This is a genomic window from Vicinamibacterales bacterium, from assembly GCA_035699745.1.
Classification (GTDB): domain Bacteria; phylum Acidobacteriota; class Vicinamibacteria; order Vicinamibacterales; family 2-12-FULL-66-21; genus JAICSD01.
The window spans coordinates 113,708-124,937 of sequence record DASSPH010000070.1 but is presented as its reverse complement, the minus strand read 5'-3'; the positions used below and the strand labels follow the sequence as shown (position 1 = coordinate 124,937).

At 68.4% G+C, this 11,230-nt stretch carries 10 protein-coding genes; 2 read left to right on the top strand and 8 right to left on the bottom strand.

The window, feature by feature from the left end; genetic code table 11:
* Positions 1-101: 101 nt before the first annotated feature.
* From VFK57_17270 to VFK57_17250, 5 genes are all read right to left on the bottom strand, one after another.
* Positions 102-1,523: a hypothetical protein gene (locus VFK57_17270; GenBank protein HET7697470.1), complete on the bottom strand. Its 1,422-nt coding sequence runs from the start codon at positions 1,521-1,523 to the stop codon at positions 102-104.
* The gene (locus VFK57_17265) at positions 1,520-2,425 is read right to left on the bottom strand and encodes an ABC transporter ATP-binding protein (protein ID HET7697469.1); all 906 of its coding nucleotides are present in this window, start codon (positions 2,423-2,425) and stop codon (positions 1,520-1,522) included. The genes VFK57_17270 and VFK57_17265 overlap by 4 nt, the downstream gene beginning before the upstream one ends.
* Before the next feature lie 5 nt (positions 2,426-2,430).
* The gene (locus tag VFK57_17260) at positions 2,431-2,835 is read right to left on the bottom strand and encodes a GntR family transcriptional regulator (GenBank protein ID HET7697468.1); all 405 of its coding nucleotides are present in this window, start codon (positions 2,833-2,835) and stop codon (positions 2,431-2,433) included.
* 50 nt (positions 2,836-2,885) lie between these two features.
* Positions 2,886-3,476, bottom strand: coding sequence for a hypothetical protein (locus VFK57_17255; GenBank protein HET7697467.1), 591 nt, complete (start codon positions 3,474-3,476; stop codon positions 2,886-2,888).
* A 266-nt stretch (positions 3,477-3,742) separates the two neighbouring features.
* Entirely contained in the window at positions 3,743-6,286 is a 2,544-nt protein-coding gene (locus tag VFK57_17250; protein ID HET7697466.1) for an ABC transporter permease, read from the bottom strand.
* Between the two features lie 18 nt (positions 6,287-6,304).
* On the opposite strand from VFK57_17250, the gene VFK57_17245 reads away from it, so the two are divergent.
* Positions 6,305-7,228, top strand: a complete 924-nt coding sequence (locus VFK57_17245) for a DUF6454 family protein (GenBank protein ID HET7697465.1) — start codon at positions 6,305-6,307, stop codon at positions 7,226-7,228.
* 118 nt (positions 7,229-7,346) lie between these two features.
* Here VFK57_17245 and VFK57_17240 read toward each other — a convergent pair whose 3' ends face one another.
* Positions 7,347-7,844: an HNH endonuclease gene (locus VFK57_17240; protein ID HET7697464.1), complete on the bottom strand. Its 498-nt coding sequence runs from the start codon at positions 7,842-7,844 to the stop codon at positions 7,347-7,349.
* Positions 7,845-7,919: 75 nt separating this feature from the next.
* Between VFK57_17240 and pfp the strand changes: the two genes are divergently transcribed.
* A complete protein-coding gene (gene pfp / locus VFK57_17235; protein ID HET7697463.1) occupies positions 7,920-9,206 on the top strand; it encodes a diphosphate--fructose-6-phosphate 1-phosphotransferase in 1,287 nt (428 codons plus the stop codon).
* Between the two features lie 419 nt (positions 9,207-9,625).
* Here pfp and VFK57_17230 read toward each other — a convergent pair whose 3' ends face one another.
* Both VFK57_17230 and VFK57_17225 read right to left on the bottom strand, forming a co-directional pair.
* A complete protein-coding gene (locus tag VFK57_17230; protein HET7697462.1) occupies positions 9,626-10,111 on the bottom strand; it encodes a plastocyanin/azurin family copper-binding protein in 486 nt (161 codons plus the stop codon).
* Between the two features lie 61 nt (positions 10,112-10,172).
* A complete protein-coding gene (locus VFK57_17225) occupies positions 10,173-11,222 on the bottom strand; it encodes a hypothetical protein (protein ID HET7697461.1) in 1,050 nt (349 codons plus the stop codon).
* Positions 11,223-11,230 lie beyond the last annotated feature (8 nt).

Here is an 11,230-nt window from a genome sequence, read left to right as displayed (position 1 = left end):
CTCGCTTTCGCTCGCGGGTCGGGCAGAGTGGAAAGGGAGGCTCGCTTTCGCTCGCGGGTCGGGCAGGGTCGAAGGGGACAGCGGTTCGCGGGCGTGCGTCTTCAGCGGGACGAGCTCAGCGCGCCGACGATCGCGACGACTCCGGTCGCGGCGATCACCGAACCAGCAGCGATCGCCACCTGCCCGAGGGTTCGTGTGGGGCTTCGATCGGCCGAGCGGTGGTTCGTGAACGCCAGTCGGGTGACGACGGCGATGACCGAGACCGTCATGATCGCCGTCGCCCACCGCACCGTCGACCAGTCGGGGCGCCCGTCGAGCGAGTGGAGCACGGCTTCGACGATCGCGCCCGACCAGAGCACGAGCGCGGCAACGCCGAACGCCGCCGGGAAGGACACCAGCAGCGCCCACAGGCCGCTCGAGCACAGCGTCGACACGTAGAGGCTGAGGGTCGCAATCGCCATCAGCCCGAGTATCGTGCTCACCGCTCTGAATGATTGAAGGTTGCGCGCCCAGACGATCCGTTCGGGAGGAAAGACGCTGGCAAGCACCGTGGGCAGCACGATGCCGAGCAGGAACGTGAGTCCCAGCACGACCGACAGCTTCACCATCCACTGTGTCGATGTCCGTACCGGCAGCAGCAGTTGCGAATCGAGCGTGCGCAGATCTCGCTCCTCGGCGCTGGCCACCGCGCCAATCACCACCGCCAGGATGCCGGCATAGAGCAGCGACTCGATGAACGCAGCGTCGTTCGTCGAGAAGTAGGCTCTTGTGCGCACCACCGTGATCACGTAGAGCACGGCGTAGATCGCGGCGATCGCGAAGGCCATCTGCTGGAGGCGCAGCTCCTTTTCGAGCAGCAGCCAGGTCACACTGCGCCTCGTGAGCGATGTCGACGCGGTCGCGGGGCTCGGCGCGAAGTCGACCGCCGGTCCAGGGCCGTCGAGCACCTGCAGCCTCTTGAACGTCCTGGCCATGAGGATTGCGCTCGCGACACACAGCAGGAGCTCGGCTTGCCAGACGAACGCGATGCGAAACGCATCGACCTCGCGCGTGTAGCCATACGTCTCGACGCCGAGCCAATCACCGGCGATGGTCAGCAGGCCCGCGATCCCCATCGTGAACACCGCGCCGCCGACCGGCGAGCGCGTGATCGTGGTGAGGTAGGGAGTAATGAACAGTCCCGCGAAGAACGGGAGCCACAGCGTCGTGGCGCGGAACACCGTCGCTTCCCGCCAGTACGGGAGGACCCGGGCGGCGATCAGCGCCAGCAGGAGAAGACCTGCTCCCAGCACCACCAGCTTGGTCAGCAGGATGCGCCGGCGCGACACCGGAAGCGTCAGCATCAGCGAAACCGTCCGATGGCTGAACTCGTGCCCCATCGACATCGCGCCGAGGGTGGCCGCACCGATGAAATACGCCGGGATGCCGAAGGCATAGAGATCGCGGATCAGGGAGCACGCGACCATCGCGGCCACCGCCGCGGCCCACGCCGGCAGCAGCACGCGGATCTCCTTGGCGATCATGCGCCGGCCGCTCCCGGCTGCAGCGTGGCCACGAAGATCTCCTCCAGCGTGAGCGACTCGGTCGTGAGCGACTCCGGCGAGCGCGCCTGCAGTCGGGCCATCACCTCGGCCGCGTTGCCGTTGACCAGGACTTCGCATTCGCGCCCGCGCTGCCGCAGCACGCGCGCCCCCGGCAGATCCAGCGCGCCCGGTTCGGCGGCGAATCGCGCGTAGACCTTCCGATAGCGCTCGCGGGCGGCGTCTGCGTCCAGCGTCAGCACCTGCCGCCCCTGCTCGATGATGGTGAACTCGTCGATCAGTCCTTCGAATTCGGAGATGAGATGGGTGGACACGAAGACCGTCCGCCGCGGATCCCCTTCCTGATAGGCGCCGATCACCGTCTGGATGAATTCGCGCCGGACGATCGGATCGAGCCCGGACGTCGGCTCGTCGAGGACCAGCAGCTCGGGCTCGGCGCAGATCGCCGCGATCAGCGCGAGCTGCGTGCGCTGCCCCTTCGAGAGATGGCTCGTCTTCCGACCCGGGTCGAGGCGGAACTGCGCGAGCAGCTCCCGCTCGACCGCCTGATTCCACTTCGCCCTGAACGACGCGAAGTAGTCGAGCGTGCCGCGCACGGTCATCCACGGGTAGAACGCCACGGTGTCGGGCACGCAGGCCACGCGCGACTTCACGCCGACCTCGTCGCGCCGCGGGTCGAGACCGAAGACGCGCACCGTCCCCGACGTCGGCCGCAGCAGGTTCAGCAGGCACTTGATCGTCGTCGTCTTTCCCGCGCCGTTGCGTCCGAAGAAGCCGTAGCAGCGGCCCGGCCGTACCGTCAGGCTGAGTCCATCGACCGCGTCGGTGCGCCCGAAGCGGCGGACCAGCCGATCGATCTCGATGGCGTGGGTCTCGGATGTCATGGCAGTCATCTTTCAGCGGCGCGCTCGCGGCGCGCCTCGAACGCGTCGAAGCGCTCCTCGGCGAGGCGGAGGAACTGCGACCTGGCGACCTGGAGGTGGTGGGCCTGGACGACGGCGTCGTCCACGACCTGCTTGAGCAGCTCGAGCCGGACTTCCTTGCGATAGGGGCTGTGGGCGGCGCGGAGGAAGCAGCCTTTACCGGCGACGGTCTCGATGACCCCCTGGCTCTCGAGCTCCGCGTAGGCCTTGGCGACGGTATTGCGGTTGACGCGCAGTTCCTCGGCGAGCGGACGGATGGAGGGGAGGGGGTCGCCGCCGCGCAGCGCGCCGGAGGCGGCTGCCGCCTTCACCTGGTCCACCATCTGGAGGTAGACCGGCTTCCCCGATTTGAAGTTCAACTGGAAGCGCATCAACTGTCATATGACAGTATGACAGTCGATGCGCCGTTGTCAAGCGCGGATCAGTTCGCCTTGCACTCGCCGAGGCGCCGCAGCGACCGCGCCTGCATTTCGCGGTCGACCATCGTGCCGGTGACGCTCACCCGGCGCCCGACATGGCCGGCCAGCTGCAGCGTGCGGGAGGCGTCCACCACGTCGAGCGACGCGGACGATTTCTTGAGGAACCCGGACTTCCAGCTGCGCGCCTTCGGGGCATCCCCGGTGGTGTCCTTGAGGCGGTAGCCGGCGTCGGTGCGCTCGAGGCAGCCGACCACCGTCACCGGCTTCGCGCTCGCGGCGCCGGAGGTGCCGGTCTCGACCGGCGCGGCCGCGGCGGCATTCGCCGGCGCGGTCGCGGAGACACTCGCCATCGCGTTGGCCGGCACGGGCTTCTTCCGGGCCACCGGCTCGGCCGCGGCGACGGTCTCGGCGCGGGCCGCGTCGAGCCGCTCCTTCGCGCGCGCCTGCTGCTGCCGCGCCGCGACGGTGATGCCCGCCGCGATCGTCACGCAGACGAGCATCGTCGTCACCTTGGGCCCGAGCGCGGACGTGAGGCCGACGGTCTTCTTTCCCCGCACGGTCTTCTTGGTACGTGCCGCCTTCTTTACGGCCATCTCTATGACTCCTTGATGATCCGCTCGTTCGCTGGCCGGGGAGCTGGTCCGAGCGAGGGATCGGAGCAAACGAGGTGCCCGTGTGACGTAGTGGGACAGCCGCCGGTAAGACCGCCCGGTTCTGCCACTTAGACCCCGTGCGCGGATCTGCGCGCCGATCAGATCGGAGGGCGCCGCCCCAAAACCGTGATCGCGGACTGCGCGCTGCCGCACTGCCGCACTGCCGCACTGACGCACCGCGCACCGCGCACCGCGCACTGCGTCTTCTATTCGTAGTGGAGCGCGACCATCGGATCGACCCGCGATGCGCGGCGGGCGGGCAGATACCCGGCGAGTCCCGACACCGCCGCCATGACGGCGATCGCCGTGACGAGCGTCCATGGATCGCGCGGCGGCAGGCCGAACAGCAGCGCCGTGACGAGCGAGCTCGCGCTCAACGCGATGCCGACGCCGACGGCGACGCCGAGCGCCACGAGGATCATCGACTCGCGCATCACCAGGCGCAGCACGTCCTGCCGCTGCGCGCCGAGCGCCATGCGGATGCCGATCTCGTTCGTCCGCCGCGACACGCTGTACGACATCAGCCCGAACAGGCCGATCGACGCGATGAGCAGCGCCAGCGCGCCGAAGAGCGTGTAGGCCTGGGCGAAGAGCTTCTCCTGCGCGAAGCGCCGCTCGACCTGTTCGATCTGCGTCGACACGTCGGTCAGCGGCAGGTTCGGATCGATCTGCCGGCCGATCTCGCGCAGCGAATTCATCACGCCGGCCGGCGCGGTTGCGGTCCGCACCTCGAAGACGGCGCTGCCGAGCCGTGTCTGCGGATAGGGCACGTACATCGTCGGCGGCGACGGCTCGCGCACTTCGTTGTACTTCACGTCTTTCAGCACGCCGACGATCTCGAGCTGGTTCGTCGTCTCGATGCTGGATCCGAAACGCTGGCCCACCGGGTTCGCGTTCGGAAAGTACTTCCGGGCGGCCGCCTCGTTGATCACGACCACCTTCGGCGCGGCGGCGTCGTCGCGATCGGTGAGGGCGCGGCCGTTGACGATCGGGATCCCCATCACGTCGAAGAAGTTCGGCGAGACCACGAGCCGGTTGATGCTGTTGTTGTGGTCGACGTTGCGGCCGCGATCGTAGCTCCGCCCGTGGACGAAGATGCCGGTCGAATTGACGCTGCCCGAGAGCAGCGCCGGCTGTGACATGGCCGCGCCACGCACGCCGGGGACGGCATTGAATCGCTCGAGCATGGTGCGGTAGAGCGTCTGCATCTTCTTCTCGTCGTAGCGGTTCAATGCCGGGTTGACGCGGAAGAGCAGCAGGTTCTGCGGATTGAATCCGACGTCGACGTGCCGCAGGTTGCTGAGCGTGCGGAGGAACAGCCCCGCGCCGACGAGCAGCACCAGCGAGATCGCGACCTGGACGACCAGGAGCGCCTTGCCGAGCACGCTGCGGCTGCCGACCACGCTGCGGCTGGTCTCCTTGAGCGCGGCGTTGACGTTGACGCCGGTTCCGCGCAGCGCCGGCGCGATGCCGAAGAGGACGCCGGTGATCATGCTGACCGCCGCGACGAACACCAGGATGCGCCAGTTGAAGGGCAGCACCTGCCCGGGCGGGCCGGGCAGCAGCTGCTTGCCCCAGTAGCCGACCAGCACCCCGAGCGCGCCGCCGAGCGCCGCGAGCAGCAGGCTCTCCGTCAGCAGTTGCCGCACCAGCCGCCAGCGCGTGGCGCCAAGGGAAAGCCGGACCGACAGTTCCTTCTGCCGCGTGGTCGCGCGCGACAGCAGCAGGTTCGCGACGTTGGCGCAGACGATCAGCAGGACCAGCGCGACGACGACGCTGAGAATGGTGAGGGCGCGCGTTTCGTTGGTGTTCGGATCGTAGATGCCGCGCGCGCCGGACTCGACCAGCAGGCGGGGAATCTCGGTCCGGTTCTGATTCGACGCGGTCGCGCGCTCCGTCTCGGTCAGCGACTCGAGGTAGCTGTCCATGCCGGCGCGCGCCGAGCTCTGGAACACGCCTTCGAGATTGCCGGTGACCTGTTCCGCCGTCACACCCGGCTTGAGGCGCCCCATGATCTGCAGCCACCAGTAGGTCGGCTGCGTGAGCCGCGACGGGCCGGTATTGAGCGTGTCGAGCTGCGGCTGCATCGACATCGGCACGCCGAGATCCGGCAGCTCGGCGAGCGGCTGCTGCACGCCGGTGAAGTCCGGCGGCAACACGCCGACGATGGTCGCCGCTACGCCGTTGACGGTGACGTGCTTGCCGAGCACGCCGGGATCGGTGCCGAAGCGGGTATGCCAGTACTTCGAGCTGATCACGATCACCGGGGGGGCGGTCGGCCGGTCGTCGTCCGGGATGATCGTGCGGCCGAGGCGCGCGTTCACGCCGAGCAGCTGGTAGTAGTTGCCAGTGGTGATGAACGCAGTCGCCAGCTCCGCCTGGCCGTCGGCCACCAGATTGAGCCGGCCGTAGGGGGCGCACGCGAACAGGTCCGACATCGTCTTGTTGTCGGCCACGAACTGCTGATACATCGGATACGAGAACGTCGTCTGCATCCGGATGCCCTGCGGCCGCTTGACGAACCCGTACTCGCTCGAGCTCGTCATCATGTCGTTGCGCTTCCCGTGCCAGCGCAGGCGCACCAGCGTGTCGGGCTCGCGGACGTTCACCTGCGTGAGCAGCATCCCGTTCACCGCGCTGAACAGCGCCGTGTTGGCGCCGATGCCGAGCGCCAGCGACAGAACGACCACTGCGGTCCACCCCTTGGCCTGCAGCAGCATGCGGACGGCGTGTCGAAGGTCTTTCAGCATGGTGGTTTAATGAAGTGAATGGGTCGCAGAAGCATACTGCCGGCGGCGCTCGTCGCCATCGGGGTCGTGGTCAACGCCACGGACGCCGTCCAGGCGCCGCGGCCGTCCGGACGCGAGATCGTGCGGCGGGTTGCGGCGCTGACGCGCGCCTCGGTGTGGACGCTCGCCGCGTCCGTGCCCCTCGACTTTCCGGCACATCACCCGCAGGGGCTCGTCAAGATCGGCGACACGTTCCATATGACGGCCGTCGACGTCGCCGGGTTGGGCTACCTGTTCAAATTCGACGCGTCCGGCCGGCTCATCGCCAGCATCACGCTGGGCGAAGGGCAGATGTATCACCCCGGGGGGATCGATTACGACGGCCGCAGCATCTGGGTCACGGTGGCGGAGTACCGGCCGGACAGCCGCTCCATCGTCTACCGGGTCGATCCGGGCACGCTGAAGGCGGCCGAAGTGTTCCGCTTCGCGGACCACCTCGGGGCGATCGTCCACAACACCGACGACCACACGCTGCACGCCGTCAGTTGGGGGTCGCGCCGCTTCTATCGCTGGCCGCTCGGACGGGACGGACGGCCGACCAACCTCGCGGCGCCGCCGGCGGCGTTGCGGACGCTGAACCGCTCGCATTACGTCGACTACCAGGACTGCAAGTACGCCGGCGCGCGGCGCATGGTCTGCACCGGGGTCACCGAGATTCGCGGCTCGCCCGCCACCGCCGCCAAGGGGGATGCCGCAGCCGGACGGTTCCGGCTGGGCGGCATCGACGTCGTCAACCTCGAAGACGGACGTCCGGAATACCAGGTGCCGGTGAACGTCTGGACCACGTCGGGCCTGGTCATCACGCAGAATCCCGTCTGGCTGGAGCCGCATGGCGAAGGTTTGCGCGCCTACGTCGTGCCCGAGGACGACAAGGCGACGCTGTATATCTACGATGTGAGGTAGCGCCGGTTAACGGCTCGCTTCGCTCGCTGTCGGGCAGGGTGGAAGGAGAGTCGCTGCGCTCCCTGTCGGGCAGGGTGGAAGGCGGCGCGCTGCGCTCGGCTGTCGGGGCGAGCTCGCCTCAAGCGGACGCGGAATCGCTGGAATCTTGCGGCGTATCGCGCCGGCGGCTGTCCGCGCGCTGGGCGCGCCAGGCGAGGGTCACCTTTACGTGGCACGTCCGGCACAGCAGCCGGTAGTTCTCCAGTCCGCATTCGCCGCCGCCGTCGGCGACGGGGACGATGTGGTCGGCTTCCCAGCGGGGGCGTTCGGCGCGCCACTGGCGCCGCGCGGCCCGATCGGCGGCGGGGGGCTTGCGGCGCCCCCATTCGCGGTGGGCTTTCAGGACGTTCAGTCCGCACAACTGGCAGATGCCCTTGTCGCGCTTCTTGACTTCGCGGCGCACGTACCAGGGGCTGCTGCGGATCTTCCACTGGTGCACGCAGGCGTCGCCGCAGAACGTCCGCCTCGGCGGCGCGACCGGCGTCCGGCACCAGCGGCAGATCGCTCGGCCGGCCGAATCGCGCTCAGGTATTCCCCATTGATCGGCGGTGACGACCCGCTGCCGCGCGGTACTCATAGATCCGTATATCGGCTCAACCGCGCCGGCAGCGCAGCCTTGCGCCTGCCGCCTTCCGTCATATGATCATGGGCTGTGGAACATCATCAGAGACTCGCGATCCTCGTCGGCGGCGGACCGGCCCCCGGCATCAACAGCGTCATTGCCGCGGCGACCATCCGCGCGCGCCTCGAAGGGGTCGATGTCGTCGGCGTGCGTGACGGCTTCGAGTGGCTCATGCAGGGGGACGTCGATCACATCACGCCGCTGACCATCGAAGCGGTGAGCCGCATCCATTTCCGCGGCGGATCGCATCTCGGCATCGCCCGCGCCAATCCGACGACGTCGCCGGTGCTGCTCGAGCAGACGGTCAACTCGCTGCTGCGGCTGAACGTGACACAGCTCATCACCATCGGCGGCGACGATACGGCCTTCTCGGCGATGCGCGTCGAGCGCCACGCCGCCGGCGCGATCCGCGTGGTGCACGTGCCGAAGACGATCGACAACGATCTCGATCTCCCGGCGCACATCGACACGTTCGGCTATCAGACGGCGCGCCATCACGGCGTCGAGATCGTGCAGAACCTGATGGTCGACGCCAAGACCACCTCGCGGTGGTACTTCGTCGTGGCGATGGGGCGCAAGACCGGGCACCTGGCGCTCGGCATCGGCAAGGCGGCCGGGGCGACGGTGACGCTCGTCGCCGAGGAGTTCAAGCAGCCGACCCCGCTCAAGACCATCGTCGACACGCTGACCGGCGCGATCATCAAACGCCTGAGCTATGGACGCCGCGACGGCGTGGCGGTGATCGCCGAGGGCGTGGTCCTCGGGATCAAGCCGGAAGACCTCGCGCAGCTCGATGCCGCCGAGCGCGACGACCACGGCCACATCCGCATCGACGAGGTCAGCCTCGGCGAGATCCTCAAGGCCCAGGTCACCGCCCGGCTGCGCGAGCTGGGCATCAAGACGACGATCGCGGCCAAGAACATCGGCTACGAGCTGCGGTGCGCCGATCCGATTCCCTTCGACATGGAATACACCCGCGACCTGGGCTACTGCGCCGCCGGGTATCTGCTGGCGGGCGAGGGATCGGCGATGATCTCCATCCAGGGCGGACGGTTCGTGCCGATTCCGTTCGAGACGATGATCGATCCCGAGACGGGGCGCACGCGCGTGCGCGCCGTCGACGTGTCGTCGACGCGCTACGCCATCGCGCGGCGCTACATGATCCGGCTGCGGAAGGAAGACTTCGACGATCCGCACGACGTGGCGAAACTGGCCGCGACCGCGCGTCTCGGGCTGCAGGAGTTCCGCGACCAGTTCGCCTATCTCACGCAGGACGAGCCGGTGGGACCGGTGGCGACGTCGGGTGTGGGGCGCTGAGGCTGTCTGTCTAATCGAAGGAGTCGAAGGACGGCGAAGTTCGCGAAGGAGCTCGAAGGAGCTCGAAGGAGTCTGGTTTCGCTGCTCGAAGTCTCGAAGTTCGAAGGGGCTTCAAGGTTTCTGCGAGCCTTTCGAGCTTCGAGTCCTTCGGCCTTTGAATTCTTCGACCTTCGACCTTCGAATCCTTCGAAGCCGAGGCCGGCCGCTCCTTCGCCTCCTTCGACCTTCGAACCTTCGTCCTTCGACCTTCGAATCCTTCGAAGCCGAGGTCGCCGCTCCTTCGCCTCTTTCGCGTCCTTCGACCCTTCGATTAAAAGGACAGCTACTTGACGACGAGCTTCGCGCGCGAATCCTTCGAAGCCGAGGCCGCCGCTCCTTCGCCTCCTTCGCCTCCTTCGACCCTTCGATTAAGAAGACAGCTACTTGACGACGAGCTTCCCGCGCATCCCCATGGCGAAGTGGCCGGGGAAGCTGCAGATGTAGTTGTAGCTGCCCGGCTTCGCCGGCGCCTTGAAGGTGACTTCGACGGTCTCGCCGGCGCCGGCCAGGGCCGTGGCGGCGATGATGTCGGTCTTCTTGTCGGGCGGGATGAAGCCGGTCTCGCGCGCGTTGAACGCGGCCTTGTTGAACTCGACGGCGTCGACGCCGGGCTTCAGCAGCACGAAGTTGTGCGCCATGATCGTCTTCGGCATCTGGCCCACGGCCTTGAGGACGATCCGGATCGTCTCCCCCGGTTTGGCGGCGATCTCTTCCTTGTCGTATTTCATCTTCTCGTCGCCGGTCAGCTCGATCGTGCGCGGCTTGGCGCCGCCGGCCGCGGGCGCGGGCTTTGTGCCCTGGGTGGCGTGCACGGGCGCGCCGAGGAAGACGGCTGCGGCGAGCACGCAGACAGAGAACAGCTTCATACAGGCAGCGATCCTTTCCGATGGTCAGTCAGCAGGCGGCTTCTAGTGTAACCCGCCGCCGCTACCAGGTGGGGCGCGTCAGCTCGTCCGGCGGCGCCGCGGCGGGGACGAGCAGCATCCAGTATTCGACCTCGACCGTCTGACGGGCCGGGATCCAGCGCAGCGTCGGCGTGCCGAACAGCGGACCGCGCTCGATCATCTGCCGCCGCGTTTCCGGGAACGGCGAGACGCCGAATTCCAGTCCCCAGGTCACGGCGCGGCCGTTCCACGGCGCGCTGGGCCGGGCGCGGTTCTCCTCCCACAGCCCCAGCCAGGGGAAATCGGCGCGCCGCCACACGCAGCCGAACGTCAGGCCCGCGGACGGCGAGTGCGCGGCGACGAACGCGTCTTCGCGCGACGGATCCATCTGCTGCACCGTGTAGGCGCTCGACGCCGGCGCCGACGAGTAGGTGCGCAGATCCGCGGTGCCGCCGCCGACGCGCGGCGCGTGCGGCCACTCGAAATCGGCGGCCGCCGTCAGATAGTCGGCCGGCCCGAAGGGGCCTTCGAAGACGCGGCCGCGCCGCGCCGAGGCTCGCAGCGCGGTGCGCCCGTGCTCGACGAACGGCGGCCCGAGCGTCACGTGCTGCGTCCAGCCGATCGCGCGATCGGTGGCGCTGCGGTTGGTCACCCGCTCGCGCACGCGCAGCGTCCGATCCGCCAGCGCCAGGCGCCGCTCGAACTCCAGTTGCGCTTCGGGCAGCCGCGCGCGCATCGACAGCGCCCCGGCGCTCTCGGGCTCGATGGCGAAGCGGGCCGTGGAGACTTCGCCGTGCACCGGCAAGCCGGCGGCGGCTTCCTCCGCCGACGGACCGCCGAACATGTCGAGACAGAGGTTGTGCCCCATGATGCCGGCGAGCAGCGCGGCGTCGGCGCCGCCGCCGTACTCCGGATGGCGGGCGGGGTCGTACTGCGACGGTTCGATCGACGGCCACGCAGGGGTCCAGAGCGGGTTGATGCCGGTGGCCTTGTCGGCGATCTCGGCGATGTGTCCCCCTTCCTGCAGCACCGTCACGCGCAGCGCGCCGTTCTCGAGGCGCGCTGCCTGGCGATCGCGATACGTCGTCCTCACGCCGGCCG

Coding starts and splice junctions, on each gene's coding strand:
- VFK57_17270 (HET7697470.1), bottom strand. CDS start 1,523: ATGATCGCCAAGGAGATCCGCGTGCTGCTGCCGGCGTGGGCCGCGGCG.
- VFK57_17265 (HET7697469.1), bottom strand. CDS start 2,425: ATGACATCCGAGACCCACGCCATCGAGATCGATCGGCTGGTCCGCCGC.
- VFK57_17260 (HET7697468.1), bottom strand. CDS start 2,835: ATGCGCTTCCAGTTGAACTTCAAATCGGGGAAGCCGGTCTACCTCCAG.
- VFK57_17255 (HET7697467.1), bottom strand. CDS start 3,476: ATGGCCGTAAAGAAGGCGGCACGTACCAAGAAGACCGTGCGGGGAAAG.
- VFK57_17250 (HET7697466.1), bottom strand. CDS start 6,286: ATGCTGAAAGACCTTCGACACGCCGTCCGCATGCTGCTGCAGGCCAAG.
- VFK57_17245 (HET7697465.1), top strand. CDS start 6,305: ATGGGTCGCAGAAGCATACTGCCGGCGGCGCTCGTCGCCATCGGGGTC.
- VFK57_17240 (HET7697464.1), bottom strand. CDS start 7,844: ATGAGTACCGCGCGGCAGCGGGTCGTCACCGCCGATCAATGGGGAATA.
- VFK57_17230 (HET7697462.1), bottom strand. CDS start 10,111: ATGAAGCTGTTCTCTGTCTGCGTGCTCGCCGCAGCCGTCTTCCTCGGC.